An 18054-nucleotide genomic window follows, 5' to 3' on the forward strand; every position below is an offset into this window, starting at 1 on the left:
GAAGAAAGCCCGCAGCCGCCTCATTCGGCGGCCCGCCACTCCCGTTCGAACAGTTCCTTGAGCTGTCCAATGCTTGCCATATGATCGAAATTGTCGCGCACGCGCCGCTCTGCGGCGTCGCCGAGGCGGGCGCGCAGTACGGGATCGCGGATCAGGCGCTCCAACGCCTGTGCCAGGGCAATTGGGTTTTCCGTCGGAACCAGCAGCCCGGTTTCATCCGGCGATAAGAGCTCTGGCACGCCGGAAATATCGGTCGACACGCAGGCAAGCCGCTGGCTGGCCGCCTCCACCAGAACATTCGGCAGACCGTCCCGGTCGCCATTTGCGGTGATCCTGCAGGCCAGGGCGAAGATGTCGGCGCAGCGGTAGTGCTCAAGCACCTCCTCCTGCGCAAGTGCGCCTTTCCAAGAGACGCGACCATCCAGTCCGAGCTTTTGCGCCAGTGCCTTGAGCCGTTCCAGTTCCTCGCCGCCGCCGATATGCTCGAAACGCCACGCCAAGCCACCAGGCAACAGGGCAAGGGCCTCCAGCAACGTATCGTAACCTTTCTTTTCAACGGCACGCCCGACACTCAGAACGATAACCGGTTCGTCCGGCGCCGAGCCGTCATAGTGTTTTCGCGCCTCGCCGAAACTGCCGAAGCGATCAAGGTCGAGCCCATGATAGCTCAGATGCACAGACGAGTTGCCGTTAGCGAGTTCTTTCAGGCGGTCGAAGCCGGTTTTCGTGCAAGTGACCGTCCAGCGCGCCGAGGAAAGCTTGCCAGCCAGATCCCAGTCCGCCGAAGTCCAGATGTCCTTGGCATGGGCCGAGCAGCTCCAGGGCAGGCCACGAAGCTGGCTGGCATAGCGCGTCACCGATGCCGGCGTGTGCACGAAATGTGCATGCAGCCAGCCCGCGCCTTCCGGCCATTCGGCCGCCAGCACGAGCGCTTGCCCGAAGCGGCGCGCGCGATTGCGCGTAAAGTCGCGGGGGATATCGCTAGCCAGCGATCCGAGCGCACGCCAGAAGCCCGGCCGCAGCAGATAAGCAAACAGCGAGCGAACCACGCGCAGCGGCTCTTCATGCAGATATTCCGGCAGATAATGGACGGGCGCTTTGATCTCGTCATGCACGGGGTGGCGTTTTGCGTCGGTCGGCCGCCTGAGCGCGACGAGTATCAGGTCGAACCCCGCACGCTCCAGACCGAGCAGTTCCTGCGCGATGAAGGTTTCCGACAGCCGCGGATAGCCCTTCAGAACCACGACAATCTTGCGATGTTGCAACTCAGTTCATGCCTTCAATGACCGAAAGGTGATGGCCAGCCCGCCGGTCGAGCAGTTCCGCGACGATTTCGGAAATATGAGGCAGCCCTTCCAGCGTCAGATGCGGATTGCTCTGCGATGGGCGGGGCCGGTCCGGCAGCACCTTCAGTGCATCGGCAAACCGCTGGGAATCCTCGGCTTCTTCCGGCAAAAGCATATCGATGAGGCCGAGTTCGGCTGCGCGCCGTGCGCGGATCAGTTGTTCCTCGCGGGGCTTGACGCGCGGCACGATCAGCGCCGGCTTGTCGAAAGACAGTATCTCGCAATAGGTGTTGTAACCGCCCATCGCCACTACCGCCTTGGCGCCGGCAATCAGGTCTTCCATGCGGTTGTCGAACTCGATGATCTTGATATAGGGGATCTTGGATCCCTTCTTGAGCAGCTTGTTGCGCTTGCGCGCCGGCATGTAAGGTCCAAGCACGAACAGCGCCCTATGCTGCAATTGCGGATCCTGCTGATAGGCATCGATGACGTCGTGGATCAGTTCGGCGCCGTCACCGCCGCCACCGGTGGTAACGAGGATATAGTCGCCCTCGGGCCGGTGGCCGGGCAATTCGTTCCGCTGCAGGCTCCGTTGCAGGAAACCGACGAACTTCATCTTTGCCCTGATAGCCGGCGGCACATCCAAGCCGGTCAACGGATCGTAGAAATCCGGCGGACCATAGGCCCAGACCTTGTCGTAGAACAGGCCTATCTTGCGCATCACATCCCTGCGTGCCCACTCCGCTTCGAGCAGATGCGGCGCGTCCATCACCTCGCGCAGGCCAAGCACGAGCGTGGTGCCCCGCGTCTTGAGGTAGGACAGCGTGTCCTCAATCTCACCGCGCAGGCCGAGCGGTTCTTTGTCGACGATGAAGATATCCGGCCGGAAGGTCTCGGCTGTGTGGCGGATGATCGACTGGCGCATCCTTAGCGTCTCATGCAGATCGATATCCTTCTCCAGCGAGGTGTATTCGCCGTTGCGCAACTTGATGACGCTGGGGATCTTCACGAAGTCGACACGGGCGCGGTAGTCGAAGGCGCCAGCGATAGTCGCACCCGAAATGATAAGCACCTGAAGTCCGCGGAAATCCTCGACCAACGAATGCGCGATCGTCCGGCAGCGCTGCAAGTGGCCGAGCCCGAACGTGTCGTGGCTGTACATGAGAATTCGAGCATTTTGTACGTGCTGGGTCATTGTTGAACGTCTTTTAGAATTCTCGCCTGAGGACCGTGGGCGACCCCGCTTCGAAACCATCCTCGCGGGTCCACCGACCTGTTTTGAAACATGAGGCCGCAATTTTCAATTTGTACTATCAGGAGGGTCCAAGGATGACGCTCTTTTTGATCGTGTCTTCAAGCTGATCGTCGTCCGCTATACGACGTTCTACAATGTCGTCCAAGCTCATTAATCACTTCAAAGTTCGGGCTATTCGAGCCGCCACGTGACAGCGCCTCGCGGCTGAAAGTGGCGCAGGCTATCACCAACTCGAAGGTATTCTGTGGAATGCCTGTTGGATAGGCTTTCTGATTGCCTGAGCCCGAAACTAGATGGAACGGCGAAAATCGCCTCGGCAGGAGCGGGCCTAGACTACCTGTAATTGTCTTGGGATGGATCGAAGGGGAAAGCGGTGTCCAAAAGATCGGCAGAACCCATCCCTCTCGATTCCAATAAGCCCCGGTCTCTCCAAACTCCATTGGTTTCGGAGCGGTGAAGGCGAATTCCGCGCCGCCTTCGCTTTCTGCCAAGGGAAGCAGCGCGACGATGGTGGATCAAGCAGCGTCGCCGGACTGAAAGTTGGTGCTGCGCGTCACCTCCTCCCAGGCGTCGGTCTCCTGGCGCAGCCCGTCGAGCTTGGCGCGGAGCTGATCCAGCGCGTCACCGCCGATCAGGAGATGGACGGGAGGACGCTCCGCCTGAACGGCGGAGATGATCGCGCGGGCGCCGCGCACGGGGTCACCCGCCTGCTTGCCATGACCAGTCTGCACGCCCTCGCGGGATTTGCCGGCAGTGTCGGCATAATCTTCAATGCGCGTCGCCGACTGCCTGATCGAGGCGGAACCGCGGAAGTCCGTGCGAAAGGCGCCGGGCGCCACCACCGTGACACCGATGCCGAGCGGCGCCGCTTCCTTGGCCAGCGTCTCCGACATCGCCTCAATGCCGAACTTCACCATGTGATAGTAGCCAACCCCCGGATAGGTCACCAGACCGCCGATGGAGCTGATGTTGATGATGTGCCCGCGCCGACGCGCGCGCATCCCCGGCAGTGCCGCCTTCACAAGGCGAAGCGGGCCGAACAGGTCGGTCTCGAACAGCGCGCGGACGTCTGTATCTTCACCTTCCTCGATCGCGGCGAGATAGCCGTAGCCTGCATTGTTGACGAGCACGTCGATGCGGCCAAAGCGATCCTCCGCTGCAGTGACCGCCGCGTTGATCTGGCCCGAATCGGTAACGTCGAGTTCGACAGCGAGCGCGGCATCGCCGTATGGGGCCACCAGGTCAGCGATGTCCCCGATGCGTCGCGCGGTGACGACAACGCGGTAGCCCGCAGCGAGCGCCTGTGCAGCGAGCGCTCGACCGAGCCCTTTGGAGCAACCAGTGATGAGCCAGACGGCGTCCTTCGTGATCATAGGTTTTCCTTCCATTCTTTAGTGCCGAGGATGTGGTCCTCGGCCCCGCGTTCGACTAGACTGAACAGATTGGATGGGTCGTTGAACAAGGTTGCATGATGACGCGCGCCAGCCTCGATGACCTTGCCGCCTTTGTGGCCGTCACGCGCACGCAGAGCTTCACGCGTGCTGCCGCGGCGCTGGGCACCTCCACGTCAAACCTGAGCCACACAATTCGACGGCTGGAGACGCACCTGGGATGCCGCCTTCTCCAGCGCAACAGCCGTAGCGTGTCCCCGACGGAGGCGGGCGGGACGCTGCTGGAGACACTGGGACCCGCGTTGGAGAGCATCGACGCGGCGCTGGACGCTCTTGAACTGGGGCGAGACCGTGTCTCGGGGACGCTGCGGATCACCGCGACGCGGCAAACCTACGACGCGGTGATCCGGCCCGTGCTGCCTGCCTTCACAGCCGCGCACCCGGATGCGACGGTCGAAGTGCTGATCGACTACGCGTACCGGGACATCGTCGCCGATCGGTTCGACGCCGGGATAAGGCTGGGCGAGAAGCTGGAGCAGGACATGATCGCTCTCAAGGTCGGGCCTGATCTCCGTATGGCGGTTGTCGCGACGCCTGACTATCTCAAGCGTTCAAGTCCGATCACTCACCCGAGCGACCTGACGCGGCACCGGTGCATCAACTATCGGCTGGTCGCGGCGGGAACGATCTACGCGTGGGAGTTCGAGCGCGGCGGCCAAGCATTGGACGTGCGCGTCTCAGGTCCGCTCACCTTCAATGAGCCCGCGCTGATGCTCGAAGCGGCTCTAGACGGGCTAGGCGTGGGATACCTCCTCGACAAGGAAGTCGCGCCATATGTCGAGAATGGGCGGCTGATCCGGCTGCTTGCCGATTGGACGCCGCCATTTCCAGGCTTCCACCTCTACTACTCGTCCCGCCGGCAGATGCGCCCGGTGCTGGCCGCATTCATTGAGGCGGTGCGCGGCCGCAGTCGAGCCAGGCGCCCTGTTTAGATGGTACGGCACCGCCAACTGCCATGATCCGGTTCGAACGAACTCCCGCTTTTGGGAAACTTGCCAGCCTATTTTGGGATAGCCGAGGCCGAAAGCAGTCTCGCCGCCAAAGGATCTGCTCGCGATTTTCTAGAGAGAAGACTCACGGAGCAGCAGGCGCGACCCGACCTCGACGATAGAGCTGATCGCGGGAAGCAGCTCCTGCCCCAACGAAGTCAGCTCATACTCCACGGTCGGCGGCGATGTCGGCATCACGTTGCGTCCGAGGACGCCGCGCTCCTCGAGATCCCGCAGCCTGGTGGTCAGTACCTTTGCCGAAACGGCTGGGATATCGCGGCGGAGTTCCGAGAACCGGCGCGCGCCTTCGCTCAGGGACCATAGCACCTCGGGTGTCCAGCAGCCGCCAAGCAGCGCCATGCACCTCGACATGGGGCAGCCGGGGAGGGCCTTCACCTTCTTCCGGACTTTGAGAACCATCGCGCATCTTCCATGGAGAGTTTCCAGTTGGTTACCGCAAAACGGTGGTAACCACAAGATACGTGGTTTCTAATGGTAACGATGACCGCTATTTGAAGGCTCTTAATTCACGCAACCACGAAATGGACTGAACGATGTACGCAATTACTGGGGCAACAGGACAGCTGGGCCGCCTCGTGATCGAGGCACTGCTGAATACCATTCCCGCCGACCGGATCGTCGCGGCGGTTCGCAATCCGGCAAAGGCCAGCGATCTGGCCGAGCTCGGTGTGATCGTTCGCGAGGCGAACTACAACCGTCCCGACACGCTCGCCTTGGCCTTCACCGGCATCGACAAGCTGCTGCTGATTTCCTCGACCGAAGTCAGCGGCCGCCTGCCACGGCATCGCGCGGTGATCGAGGCAGGCCAACGGGCCGGGATTTCGCTGATTGCTTACACCAGTATGCTGCACGCCGACACGTCTCCCGCAACGCTCGCGGTCGAGCACCGGCAGACGGAGGAGGTCATCGCGGCTTCCGGCTTGCCCGCCACCATCCTGCGCAATGGGTGGTACACCGAAAACCACCTGCTGGCGCTCCCGGCAGCTCTCGAGCATGGCGCCTTCGTCGGCGCCGCCAAAGACGGGCGTTTCTCGTCCGCGGCACGGCGGGACTATGCCGAGGCCGCGGCCGTGGTGCTGACCACCGACAATCAGGCGGGGAAGACGTATGAGCTCGCCGCAGACCAGGCCTTTACGCTAGCCGACGTTGCAACCGAGGTCTCGCGCCAATCGGGCAAGGCTATCGCCTACAAGGATCTTGCCCAGGCTGCCTATCAGGACGTGTTGATGGGGGCGGGGCTACCGGACGACCTCTCCGCGCTTCTAGCCGATGCCGACGCTGCAGCCGCACGCGGAGCGTTGTTCGATGACGGAGGCGCCCTGAGTCGGCTGATCGGTCGTCCGACCACCTCGATGCAAAGCCTTGTCGCGGCCGCATTGCGCGGTTGAAGCCAGGGTTCAGCGACTCGACGTGCATGACGGACTTCTCCTATCCCCTCTATGGGACGCTGGGCCGGTGACTTTCGAAGACCATGGAGGTGCGGGTTAGACCCGGTGTGTGGCTCACCCGCGTTCGATGGCATTGGCCCCGATGCGTGATATGCGTTGCGTGACGGTACTTTTCGCGGCGAGGCGCGTTGGTTGCAGAGCGCCGTGAGGGGCATAAATCGTCCGACCGGTCCAAATGGTTGGTGAACCTCAAAATATTTCTGCGGTGATTTTCCCTTTAAGATCAACATCGTAAGATTTTGACGGCCCAACGGACGGCTTTTGGCGCTGCAAGCAATAAAAAACCCAGCTAGATCAATGACTAGCCCGGTTTAAAACAATCGAGTGGGAGTGACGGGGAATATCACGGAGTAGTATCGGATAGCAGAGGACACTCGAGCGAATCCTAGGCCATCGATAGCAGTCGATAGATTCTAAGCGACCCGCAGATCTGCCGCTCTGTCGGGCGTCTCCCCGCTCTTCGAACGGCGCCAATACGCCGTCAGGCCCACCCCAACCTCGCGACTTTGTGGCCTTCAAATATTCGGTCGCGCGCTGCTCGAAGACGCTAGCGCGCGCGACCAGTTCTCGGCGTCGATCACACGGTCGTAGATCGATTACTGCTCCTTCTTGAACAAATCCTGGAAGATGAGCTGGCCCCAAGTGCGGCCGCGTGCGTGCACCAGCGCGCCACCTTCGTTGAGCTTTCCCAGCTTGACGGGTGCGAACCCGAGTTGTTTGGCCAAGGCCGCCACGGGAGCGATCGCGTCCTCGTCGTCGCTCGACAGAAAGACGACCCGGTGCCCGCCCTCGACGATCGGATCGGTAGCCAGGGTGGCTGCAATCAAGTGACTGAAACCTTTCACGAACTTGGCGCCGGTGAACGCCTTCGCGACGAAGGCGGAGGACGGGAGACCGTCCAGCTCTTCAGGGGCTGGAAACGCGTTCGTCGCGTCGATGACTGTCTTGCCTTCCCAGCTCGGCAGGGCCTTCGCAACCTCGCGATGCTCCCCGAACGGGACCGCCAAGATGATTGTGTCGGCCTCGAGTGCATCCCGCAGCGACTTGGCGACGACCGTGGGTCCAATCGCCCGAGCCTGCGGCGCCAACGCCTCGGGCGGCCGGCGGCTCGCGACGGTCACGTCGATGTTTCTACGGGCGAAGGCGTGGGCGAGGGCCTGGCCTATCTTACCGAATCCTACAATTGCGTAGCTCATAATGCTTCTCCGATCCATGTTGGTATTGATTCCCCGGCCTTCAACGGCACTGGGTTATCCGTTCTGCTGTGTGGCGACCTTTGCGTAGACGTCGCGTCGTGAACCATGGACATGCTAGTTCCCGCCGATCAGCCGCTTCCCGCGATCCGGCGCGAATTCAGATGGCCGAGAAGCCGCCGTCGACAGACAACTCCACCCCATTCACGAAGCTCGAATCGTCTGAAGCAAGAAACAGCGCGGCCGCCGCAATTTCCTCAGGACGCCCCATCTTTCCCCGCGGGATCAGGGATTCGAACATCTGCTTCGCCTCCTCGGTGAGAACTTGGTCCTGCATCGGTGTGGCGATCGGCCCTGGGTGCAGCACGTTCACCCGGATATTCCTGCCCTTGAGTTCGTTGAGCCACCCGCGTGCGAATGCGTGCAGCGTCGCCTTGCTCGCCGCATAGACGCTGTAACCAGGAAAACCTTTGATCGAAGCAACTGACCCGGTCATGAAGATCGATCCGCCATCGTTGAATAGCGGCAACGCCTTCTGAACCGTAAACAGCGTGCCGCGCGCATTAAGGTTGAAGGCCGCATCGAAGTGCTGCTCGGTAATCTCGCCCAGTGGGACGGCTTCGCCCATGCCGGCGCTCGCGTACAGGACATCGATCTTGCCCTTTTCCCGCTTGACTGTATCGAACAGGCGGTCGAGGTCGTCGAGATTGGACGCGTCGCCGCGCACGCCGGTCACGTTCCGGCCGATCAGCTTGACGGCCTCGTCCAGCGCCTCCTGTCTCCGGCCTGTGATGAAAACATAGGCGCCTTCTTCAACGAACCGCTTGGCGCTCGCCAGCGCCATGCCGCTCGATCCACCCGTGATGACTGCAACCTTACCCTCAAGCTTTCCCATGACGTCTCCTTTTCGTGTTGTCGGGACAGCATCTGCCTCCGAGGACCTCGAAATGGGTCCGCCGGCGTCAGTTGTTGAGTGCGGAAGCGCGCACATCGGTGGTGCGAAATCCATCCGGCTGGACGACTGACGCCAGCCGCGACGATCGGTGTCCGCCGTTCGGAATTGGGCCGCGCTCGTCGTCATAAGCTATAATTGACCGCCCGTACTGCTGTACGATGTGTTAGATACGGGCTTTCGAAGGCGCACCGTGCGGTGCCGGATTGCACCATGATCGACTGGGATGACGTTCGCTATTTTCTTGCCGTCGCGCGCGGAGGCTCAGTGCGGGCCGCCGCCGAGCGCGTCGGGGTGAATCACTCGACCGTGCTGCGACGCATCGCACAGCTCGAGGAACGCCTCGGGGCGCAGATGTTCGAAAAGCGGCCTTCGGGCTACCGCCTGACGGCTGCGGGCGAGGAGGTCCTCGAGCTCGCGAACCAGATGGAAGCGTCGTCGCACCAGCTGGAGACGCGCGTCTTCGGGCGCGACCAGAGCGTGCGCGGGCTCCTGCGGGTGACGTTGGCTCCGACCCTCGCGACACACCTGCTCATGCCGGACTTCGCCGATTTCGCGCGTCTGCATCCGGACATCGAGATGGAAATCTTGTCGTCCGGCGAGCTGGCAAATCTGACCAACCGAGAGGCCGACGTGGCGATCCGTGTCGTCTACGACCGCAAAACCCTGCCGCTCAATCTTCACGGCCTGAAGGGGCCGGAAGTGTTCGGCGGCGTCTACATGTCACGCGATCGACTAGCCGCGTGGCGTGCGGGCGCGCCTGATCCCATCCGGTGGATCGTCATAAGCATTCATGGAATTCCGGATTGGGCCAGCGAGGGTGAGGTTCGCACCACGGGGGTTCCATTCAGGACCACGGACGCCGAGGCGCAGATCGTTGCTGTACGGCAAGGGCTCGGGATCACGACACTGCCGTGCTTCGTCGGAGATGCCGACCCCCTACTGGTCAGGGTGCCGGGCACCGACCTGCACATGTATGGAACGCTCTGGCTTCTCACACAGGGGGAGACACGCAAGACGAAGCGCGTGCGGCTCTTCACTGAGTTCGTATCCCGCAGGCTCGCCGCGTACGCTCCGCTTCTCGCGGGGCTGTCCATATCGCGCGACTGACGAGCGCCGATCCTCAACGGGCTCAGACCGTGCGGGTATCAAAAGGCAAGACGCTGGGATCAGCAACCTTCTCATCGGTTTCGGCATTGTCGGGCGAAAGCACCGCGCTTTTCAGGAGTTTCGAATACGGGTGCTGCGGATTGTCGAGCACTGCCCGGGCATCGCCGCTCTCCACCACGCGGCCCTTCTGCATGATGATGATGCGGTCGCTGATATGGTAGGCGGTGGCGAGGTCGTGGGTGATGTAGACGATCGAGACGCCGAGTTCGTCGCGAAGCGCCTTGAACAGGTCGACGATGGACATCCTGAGCGAAGCGTCGACCATCGAGACGGGCTCGTCGGCGACGAGCAGCGCAGGACCGGAGATCAGCGCGCGGGCGATCGCGGTGCGCTGCAACTGGCCGCCGGACAGCTCATGGGGAAAGCGCCCGCGGACCTCCGCCAATGACAGGCCGACCTTGCGCAGCGCTTCGTCGCACACGCGGTCCACCTCCGTTCGGCCGACCCGAGCCAGCCGGCGGGCCGTGGCGTAGAGATAACGATCGACGCGCTTCAGGGGATTGAAAGCCTCGTACGGGTTCTGGAAGATCGGCTGCACTTGGCGCATGAAATCGAGCCGCGCGCGCCGGCCGCGGATTGTCGCGAGCGCCTTGTCGCGGAAGCGGATCGTGCCTGCGCTCGTCGGAACCATGTTGAGAATCATGCGGGCGAGCGTCGTCTTGCCGCTGCCCGACTCGCCGATGATTGCGAAGATTTCGGGCCGCGACGCATCGAGCGCGAAACCCACCTCGTCGACCGCATTGAAGGTTTTGCGCGCTAGCAGGCCGCTCGACGCGTAGCTCTTCGTCACCCCTTCAAGGTTCAGCAGATCGCTCGTCATTGAACGAGCCCTGTCCGTTGTTTCGCGGCTGCTGCGAATACCCGGTCCGGCCCAACGGCGGGACTCACTGCGTGGCAAGCGACGCGATGACGAGGATCGATGCTGACCAGTTCGGGATGCGTCTCGCGGCAGATGTCCATGGCGAGCGGACAGCGCGGATGAAACCGGCAGCCGCTCGGCGGCTCGGCCAGACTGGGCGGCGCGCCGGTCAGCGCCCGCTTGGCCGAGAGGTCGCCGATCCGCGGCAGGCTGGCGATGAGATGCTGCGTATAAGGGTGCTTTGGGCTCCTGAATATCTCGGCCGTGGGCGCCTCCTCCACCAGACGCCCGGCATACATGATGCCGAGCCGGTCGGAGATGTTCGCGTGGACGGCCATGTCGTGGGTGACGAAGATCATCGACGAGCCGATCTCCCGCTGCGCCTCGCGGATCAGTTCAAGGACGCTTTTCTGCACGACCACGTCGAGCGCCGTTGTCGGTTCGTCGGCGATGATGAAATCGGGCCGGCAGACGGTGGCAAGCGCGATGGCAATGCGCTGGCGCATGCCGCCCGAGAGTTCGTGGGGATAGGCATCGAGCACGCCCGGTGTGAGCTGGAGACGTTCCAGATGCGCAATGATGGCCGCGAAGAATTGCTGCTTCGGCAGGCCCATATGGGGAAGCGCGAAATCGATGAAGGACTCGCGCACGCGCCGGACCGGATTGAGCACGTTCATCGAGCCTTGCGGAATATAGGAGAGATAGCGCCAGCGGATCGCCGATAGCGCCACGCGGTCGAGCTTATAGATATCGCGGTCGAGGAAGCTGTAGCGGATCGAGCCGCCGATGACGGTGAGCGGCGGCCGGATGGCCGCGGCGATGGTCTTGATGAAGGTGGTCTTGCCGGAACTCGATTCGCCGGCGAGACCATAGATCTCGTTCCTGCCGACCTGCAGCGAAATGTCGTCGACGGCGCGCACCTCGCGCTGCGTGCCGAAATACTGCATGACGTAGTAGGCACGAAGATTCTTGACGTCGAGCATGACGTCCGCCGCCCCATTCGCGCGCGGCCGCGCGTTCATGCCTGGCCTCCCATGCGGGTCAGGCGGCTTCTCGGATCGATATATTCGTTCATCGAAACGGAGAGCAGATAGAGTCCCAGGAAGGTCATGATGACCAGGACGACGGGGAAAAGGATCCACCACCAGACGCCGGCGACCATCGCGGTGTGCTGGTTGGCCCAGTAGATCATCGTGCCGATCGTTGGCGTCTCGATATTGGTGAAGCCGATCACCGACAGCGTCACTTCCAGTCCGATCGACCAGTTCATGTTGTTGAGCGTGGTGGAGAAGACGATGGGAAGAACATAGGGCAGATGCTCCTCCACGAGGATCTGTCGGGTGCTCATGCCGGAAAAGACGCTCATCGCGGTGAACTCGCGCGTCCTGAGGCTGAGCGCCACCGAGCGAATGAGTCGCGCGTCATAGGGCCAACCGAGCGACGCCATGGCGACCGCCAGCATCGGCCACGACATGTTGTCGCGCATCATGAAGAAGAACAGCACCAGGATCGGAAACAGCGGGATAACGACGAAGGTGTCGTTGATCGTCATCAGGATGCGGTCGGTAATGCCGCCGGCATATCCGGCAACCAGCCCGATCAGCAGCGACAGGATACGGCTCATCAGGGCGACGGAAAGGCCGAACAGCAGCGAGTTGCGGATGGCGAGCGTAAGCTGCCAGAACACGTCCTGGCCGCGCGAATTGGTGCCGAATGGATACGCCCATGACGGGGGCACGTCCGGCGCGACGACGTAGCTGTCCATTGGCGGATAGGGCGAGAAGAACGAGGCGGCCGCGAAGCCGAAAACGATCAGGATCAGGATCGCGCCGAGCGCGAATTCGAGATTGTAGCGGAAGAGGTCGCGGACTGTCTTCATCATCAGGTCAGCTCCGCGCCACGCGGGGATCGAGCAGCGGATAAATTATGTCGATGACCAGGATCGCCGATGCCACCGCGATGATCGACACGGATGTAATGCCGAGCACCAGGCTGTAATCGCCCGCATTCACTGCCCGGACCAGCAGCGTGCCCATGCCGGGGTAGCCGAACACGAATTCGGTGATGATTGCGCCGTTGAAGATGGCGCCGAGCGACAGTGCAAGTCCGGTCAACTGAGGCGAAAGCGCATTGCGCATGACGTAGGAGAACAGGATGCGGCGGCGATCGACGCCGCCAAGCTCGGCGTAGGTGACGTAGTCCTCCGTCACGATGTTGGAGACGAGCGAGCGCATGCCGATGAACCAGGCGCCCAACCCGACGAGCACGAGCGACAGTGCGGGCAGGATGGAATGCTTGACGATGCTGGCGGCGAAGGCAAAGCCCTGCCGGTCGATGTTCATCTCGGCGCCGCCGCTGATTGGGAGGACCGGCCAGAGAAAGCCGAAGACGACGAGGAGAATGAAGGCGACGATGTAGTAGGGGATCGGCTGCAAGCTCATGGCCAGAATGCCCAAGGCCTTGAGCAGGCTGTTCTTGCGGTAGTAGCCGGCGAGGCCGCCGAGAAAATTACCGACTATCCAGGCGATAAGCGTCGAGCTGACGAGCAGCCCGAGTGTCCATGGCAGCGCCTGCCAAATCAGCGTTGAGACCGGCGTCGGGAACGCCGACAGCGACGGCCCGAAATCGCCCGTCGCCATGCGCCTCCAGAAGGAGACATACTGCTCCCACGCCGAGCCTTCGAGACCATAGAGCTCGCGCAGGGTCTTGCGCATCACCTCGACCATCTCGGGGCTGGACTGGCCAAACATGGTGACGGAGCTGATCGCCTGCTCGACAGGATCGACCGGCGTGAGGTGGGTGATGAGATAGGCGATATTGATGCCGATGAAGACGACCAGAATGAACTGTGCGAAGCGTCTGACGAGATAGAGCGCGTAGGTTCTCATTGCTTCGACCGTGCCGCGGCTTGCATCATTTCGTTCGCACCTGGTTGGGAGCGAGGCGGGGGAGTGCCGCCTCGCTCACCTGTCCGCCGCTACTGGGCCTTGGCGGCCTTCAGTCTGACGAACATGTATTTGGTGTTTGCCCAGTTCGGGACCGGGTTGGTGTAGGGATCATCCGCGCTCGGATATCCCGTCCAGTAGGTCGTATCCATCATGGTGAACACATTGTACGACATCAGTGGGATGATAGGCATCTCCCGGACCGCGAGCTTGATATATTCCTGGCCGAGCTCTTGTACTTTAGGATCGTCGAAGTCGATCGTGCGGATCTCCTCGATGATCTTGTCCAGCTCCGGATGCGTCCAGCGCTGGCGGTTGCGCGGCGGCTGGCGCTCGCCCCTCGGCTTCAGGAATTCCGAGTGCCAGCTGTCGAGGAAGAACGACAGGTCGGGGTGACCACCCCAGGTCTCCACACTCCAGCCGATTGCGGTTTCGAAGTCACCCGATTCGACGCGCGGGAAGAAGTCCGATGGATAGGCCTGCGTCTTGGCGGCGATGCCGAACTGGCGCCATTGCTGCACGATCATGGTGCCGGCGCGCGTCATGACCGGCCGCTGGTCGCCTTCCACCAAAAGCGTGATCGAGAAGGGCGTTCCGTCCGGCTTCAGCCATTGATCGCCCTGTTTCGTGAAGCCGGCGCGCTCCAGAAGCTGGGTGGCCGCCTCGGGATTCGGTTTCCACCAGCCGCGGCCAATGGCCTTAGCGATCTCTTTGGGATCGGTTGGGATCTGCTCGCCCATCGACGGCCGCAGCATTTCGGCGATCTGCTGGCCGACGGTCGGGTCGTAAGGCTTGTATTTGCTCTTGCCGGTATCGATCTCGAAATTCTTGAGCCAGTCCTCCATCGGGTCGAAATAGTATTTGCCATAGAGCCCGGTTGGCGGGACACCGATGGCCGAGATCGTCGCGGCGCCGCGATAGGAAGCCATCGAGACTGCCTTGATGTCGATCAGCAGCGCGAGCGCCCAGCGCACGTCGGGATTGTCGAACGGCTTCACCTGATGGTTGAAGAGCACAGCCGGCAAGGTCGGGTCCGGATGGGCATAGGGAAAGCCCTTGAACCAGCCTTGCGAGGTCGGCGACTGCTTGACCAGCGTGAACACGCCTTCAGGCGAAGTGTCGTGGATGATATCGAGTTGGTGGTTGAGCTGCAGGATGACGCGCTTGTCGGGCGGGCCCGGATCAATGTAGGCGGCATATTTCGGGCCCGGCTCCCCGTGGCGGGCGAGCGACGTGCGCTGCCAATCCTCGCGCTTCTCCCAGATGTACCACTTGCCGTTCGGGTCGAAGCTGTGAAGCTTGTAAGGACCGATCGTGACCGGCGGGTTGAAGTCGAACTTGGTCGGGTCCTCCACCTTTTCGAACACGTGCTTCGGCATGATCCAGGCTGCGTTCCAGCGCACCGTGAAGGTGGCGTGGAAGCGGGAGTTGGGCCGCTTCAGCTTGAAGACCACTGTGCGTTTGTCCGGCGCCGTCACTGTGTCGACGCTCGCCAGGAAGACGGGGCCCCAGATCATGCTGGGATTCTTCATCTGCGTCTGGACCGTGAAGACGACATCGTCGGCGGTGAACTCCACGCCGTCGCTCCAGAAGATGCCGTCGCGGAGCTTGACCGTCATCTCGGTGAAGTCGGCATTGTATTGCGGCTTGTCAGCGGCAAGCGAGTTGTCCCACACACCGTCGATCCCGGCATCGGGATCGATATACCAGAGTGTATCCATTCCTAGCTGCTGCAGCCCTGTTGAGTTGCCTCCACGCGCGACCATCCAGATGTTGAACCAGGGGGGATTGGTGATCGTGCCCTGCGGGTTCTCGATGATAATGGTCTCTTCGCGCGGCAGGTTCGAGATACCTTGAGCAAGAGCGGACTGTGCCACCAACCACGCGCTCGCGAAGAACGCCAAGACTTGCATGATGCGCATCGCCATTCCTCCCTATGCCAGTCGCATCGGTGATGCGATGGCTTGTTGTCGTTGGGGCAGGAAGCTAACCCGGGGACAAAATCGGGTCAATAGAATCTGATACATATCGTAATATCTGATATGAAAAATCAGCTGAGTCCGATTTATTGCTCTAACCGTCCGAGTTGCGGCCGTGCGGCGCCCCGAAAGCACACTCGCATGGCAACGGAAAAATCAAACCGACAGCCGGATGAGATTGTAGGAGCGCGGTTTGAGGCGGCACAGAAGGCGGCCCTCCTCGGCCACCGAGCCGTTCTGCAGTTGCGGCTTCACCAAATCCGGCGCGTCGGCGGAGTTCACCGCCTTCAGGTCCGGATGGTGGATGAGGACATGCTCGATCAGCCGCGCCGAGAGAAAACCGGCAAGGTCGACTGTGAGTTCGGTTTCCTCTTCCGGATGCTTGTTAATGACGAACAGCGAGATCGTGCTACCGGCGTGGTCAATCACCGCGGCGACGTCGATATAGGACACGTCGTCGGCGGCCTTGGCGTCGTAATGCGGCGCGTCGACCGCGACGACCAGGCTTTCACCGCGCCCGTGACGCGAGGCGAGCAGGTAGGGATAGTAGATCGTCTGCCGGAAAGCGCGCCCACCACGTTCGGTGGTGATCGGGGCGATGGCATTGACGAGCTGCGCGATGCAGGCGATTCGCACACGGTCGGCGCGGCGGATGAAGGTGTTGAGGATGCAGCCGACGACGAGCACGTCCTCGAAATTATAGACCTCCTCGAGCAGAGCCGGCGCTTCCGGCCAATCCCAGTTCTTGAAATTGTCGTGGTCCTGGCGGCGCGAGTGGTACCAGACGTTCCATTCATCGAAGGAGATGTAGATGTCCTTCTTCGACCGCTTCTTGGCTTTAACATAGTCGATCACGCCGCTCACGGTTTGGATGTAGCGGTCGAGGATCACCGGCTTGGCGAGGAAATTGAGGTAGTCGTCCTCGTAATTCTCGAAATACATGTGCAGCGACAGGTAATCGACATTGTCGTAGCACTCGTCGAGCACATCGGCTTCCCATTGCGGATAGGATGGCATGAACGAGTGTGAGCTGCCGCAGGCGACGAGCTGCAGCGTCGGGTCGAATGCCTTCATCGCCTTCGCCGTCTCGTTGGCGATGCGGCCGTATTCGGAGGCTGTCTTGTGCCCGACCTGCCACGGCCCGTCCATCTCGTTGCCAAGGCACCATAGGCGCACGTCGTATGGCTCGCGCCGGCCGTTCTTGATGCGAAGGTCGCTCCAGCGGCTGCCGCCGGGATGGTTGCAGTATTCAAGCAGCCCGCGCGCCTCATCGAGACCGCGTGAGCCGAGATTGACAGCTAACATCAGCTCCGTGCCGGCCGCCTCGCACCAGGCCGCGAACTCGTCGATTCCGACCTCGTTGGTTTCCTTCGTTCGCCAGGCATAATCGAGCGTGACGGGGCGGCTCTCCTTGGGCCCAATCCCGTCCTCCCAATTATAGGCGGAGACGAAGTTACCGCCGGGGTAGCGCGTGACGGGAACGTTCAGCTCGCGCACCATCTCGATGACGTCGCGGCGGAACCCGTGCTCGTCGGCAGCCGGATGGCCGGGCTCGTAGATGCCAGTGTAGATCGCCCGCCCGAGGTGCTCCAGAAACGCACCGTAGACGCGGTCGTCGATCCGGCCGATGCGAAAATCCTTGTGGACGACAGCCTTCGCCTTCATCGCGCTTCCCCTGACTGTATCAAATAATTGGATATGTATCCATAATATCTGACCCTGAATAAGGTGGGTGAGTCAACCCGTCTTAATCTGGTGTGGGAGGACAAGTGCAGGATCGAGCGGTCGGCGCCGTTGCGCGAGTTCAGGCGGGGCCGATGCCGTGTTCGGGTTCGCGCCGAATGTGCAGGCGCAGGATGATGTCCTGATCGTGATTGCCAAAACCCTTGCCGAAGATATTCACGCCCCCCGGATGCTCGGCGTGCTCGTCAATGCCGACCCTCAGGCGAATCGAATGATGCTCGGCCAGGTGAAGCTGGTCGAGCGTCACCTGCGAGGTCCTTTCGCCGTCGAGATAAGTCCCGTCGTCGGTGATCTTCCACGTCTTCAGGTGGCCGTATTGCGAGCCCTCGAGCTTCCACCAGCGCGGCGTGTAGATGCCGCGCTTGTCGCCGAAATCGCCGGGCGAGGTCCAGGTGCCGACCAGCACGTCGTTCACCCAGACACTGACATCGGATGGCCAGTTGGCGTTGGTGCCGGGCACTTCCGACGACAGTTCCATGCTGAACTCGAGTGCCTCGATCTCAGCCTGCAGGATTTTTGCATTGTTCGGAAACTTGTACTCGACATGGCCGCGCTCAAACCAGATCAGCCCCGCTTTCATCCGATCCGGGTCGAGAAAGAAATCGGGCACGTCGAGAAGACCGATGACGGCCTCGCTCGAGCACAGGCCGCAGGGTGGCGACACGTTGCAATTCGTGTAGAGGCCGAGCGGCATGAAAAGCTCGATCACGTTCGACCTCGTCTTGAGATCGTAGTCGTCGAAGCGCACCACGATCTCGTCGAA

General features: G+C 61.7%; 16 protein-coding genes. 3 read left to right on the forward strand and 13 right to left on the reverse strand.

Going from position 1 to position 18054, the window contains the following annotated elements; genetic code table 11:
- Window positions 1-20 precede the first annotated feature (20 nt).
- The 3 genes from E5W87_RS04120 to E5W87_RS04130 all read right to left on the reverse strand — a co-directional run bounded on the left by E5W87_RS04120 (window position 21) and on the right by E5W87_RS04130 (window position 3914).
- The gene (locus tag E5W87_RS04120; protein WP_292394293.1) at window positions 21-1265 is read right to left on the reverse strand and encodes a glycosyltransferase; all 1245 of its coding nucleotides are present in this window, start codon (window positions 1263-1265) and stop codon (window positions 21-23) included.
- 1 nt (window position 1266) lies between these two features.
- Complete coding sequence (locus E5W87_RS04125) at window positions 1267-2481, reverse strand: glycosyltransferase family protein (RefSeq protein WP_292394295.1); 1215 nt, start codon at window positions 2479-2481, stop codon at window positions 1267-1269.
- A 575-nt stretch (window positions 2482-3056) separates the two neighbouring features.
- A complete protein-coding gene (locus E5W87_RS04130; protein WP_292394296.1) occupies window positions 3057-3914 on the reverse strand; it encodes an oxidoreductase in 858 nt (285 codons plus the stop codon).
- A 95-nt stretch (window positions 3915-4009) separates the two neighbouring features.
- On the opposite strand from E5W87_RS04130, the gene E5W87_RS04135 reads away from it, so the two are divergent.
- Complete coding sequence (locus E5W87_RS04135; RefSeq protein WP_367118790.1) at window positions 4010-4924, forward strand: LysR family transcriptional regulator; 915 nt, start codon at window positions 4010-4012, stop codon at window positions 4922-4924.
- Between the two features lie 129 nt (window positions 4925-5053).
- Here the strand turns inward: E5W87_RS04135 and E5W87_RS04140 are convergent, their stop codons facing one another.
- A complete protein-coding gene (locus E5W87_RS04140; protein ID WP_292394298.1) occupies window positions 5054-5401 on the reverse strand; it encodes a helix-turn-helix domain-containing protein in 348 nt (115 codons plus the stop codon).
- A gap of 134 nt (window positions 5402-5535) precedes the next feature.
- On the opposite strand from E5W87_RS04140, the gene E5W87_RS04145 reads away from it, so the two are divergent.
- Complete coding sequence (locus tag E5W87_RS04145) at window positions 5536-6390, forward strand: SDR family oxidoreductase (protein ID WP_292394300.1); 855 nt, start codon at window positions 5536-5538, stop codon at window positions 6388-6390.
- A gap of 656 nt (window positions 6391-7046) precedes the next feature.
- Here the strand turns inward: E5W87_RS04145 and E5W87_RS04150 are convergent.
- Window positions 7047-7646 (reverse strand): NADPH-dependent F420 reductase, encoded by a 600-nt coding sequence (locus tag E5W87_RS04150; protein ID WP_367118791.1) that lies wholly within the window; start codon window positions 7644-7646, stop codon window positions 7047-7049.
- A 157-nt stretch (window positions 7647-7803) separates the two neighbouring features.
- Entirely contained in the window at window positions 7804-8538 is a 735-nt protein-coding gene (locus tag E5W87_RS04155; RefSeq protein WP_292394304.1) for an SDR family oxidoreductase, read from the reverse strand.
- A gap of 270 nt (window positions 8539-8808) precedes the next feature.
- Here E5W87_RS04155 and E5W87_RS04160 point away from each other — a divergent pair, with 270 nt between their 5' ends.
- Window positions 8809-9705, forward strand: coding sequence for a LysR family transcriptional regulator (locus tag E5W87_RS04160; RefSeq protein ID WP_292394306.1), 897 nt, complete (start codon window positions 8809-8811; stop codon window positions 9703-9705).
- A gap of 22 nt (window positions 9706-9727) precedes the next feature.
- Here E5W87_RS04160 and E5W87_RS04165 read toward each other — a convergent pair whose 3' ends face one another.
- From E5W87_RS04165 to E5W87_RS04195, 7 genes are all read right to left on the reverse strand, one after another.
- A complete protein-coding gene (locus E5W87_RS04165; protein ID WP_292394308.1) occupies window positions 9728-10585 on the reverse strand; it encodes an ABC transporter ATP-binding protein in 858 nt (285 codons plus the stop codon).
- Window positions 10582-11646, reverse strand: coding sequence for an ABC transporter ATP-binding protein (locus E5W87_RS04170; protein ID WP_292394310.1), 1065 nt, complete (start codon window positions 11644-11646; stop codon window positions 10582-10584). The genes E5W87_RS04165 and E5W87_RS04170 overlap by 4 nt, the downstream gene beginning before the upstream one ends.
- Window positions 11643-12506: an ABC transporter permease gene (locus tag E5W87_RS04175; protein ID WP_292394312.1), complete on the reverse strand. Its 864-nt coding sequence runs from the start codon at window positions 12504-12506 to the stop codon at window positions 11643-11645. Before E5W87_RS04175 ends, E5W87_RS04170 begins: the two co-directional genes overlap by 4 nt.
- 4 nt (window positions 12507-12510) lie before the next feature.
- Window positions 12511-13512, reverse strand: a complete 1002-nt coding sequence (locus E5W87_RS04180) for an ABC transporter permease (RefSeq protein WP_292394314.1) — start codon at window positions 13510-13512, stop codon at window positions 12511-12513.
- 89 nt (window positions 13513-13601) lie between these two features.
- Complete coding sequence (locus E5W87_RS04185) at window positions 13602-15491, reverse strand: ABC transporter substrate-binding protein (RefSeq protein WP_292394317.1); 1890 nt, start codon at window positions 15489-15491, stop codon at window positions 13602-13604.
- A 213-nt stretch (window positions 15492-15704) separates the two neighbouring features.
- Window positions 15705-17213: an alpha-N-arabinofuranosidase gene (locus E5W87_RS04190; RefSeq protein ID WP_292394319.1), complete on the reverse strand. Its 1509-nt coding sequence runs from the start codon at window positions 17211-17213 to the stop codon at window positions 15705-15707.
- A 139-nt stretch (window positions 17214-17352) separates the two neighbouring features.
- Window positions 17353-18054: transcriptional regulator (locus E5W87_RS04195; RefSeq protein WP_292394321.1), on the reverse strand; the 702-nt coding region annotated here is incomplete at its 5' end.

Source organism: Mesorhizobium sp. (assembly GCF_004962925.1).
GTDB lineage: Bacteria > Pseudomonadota > Alphaproteobacteria > Rhizobiales > Rhizobiaceae > Mesorhizobium.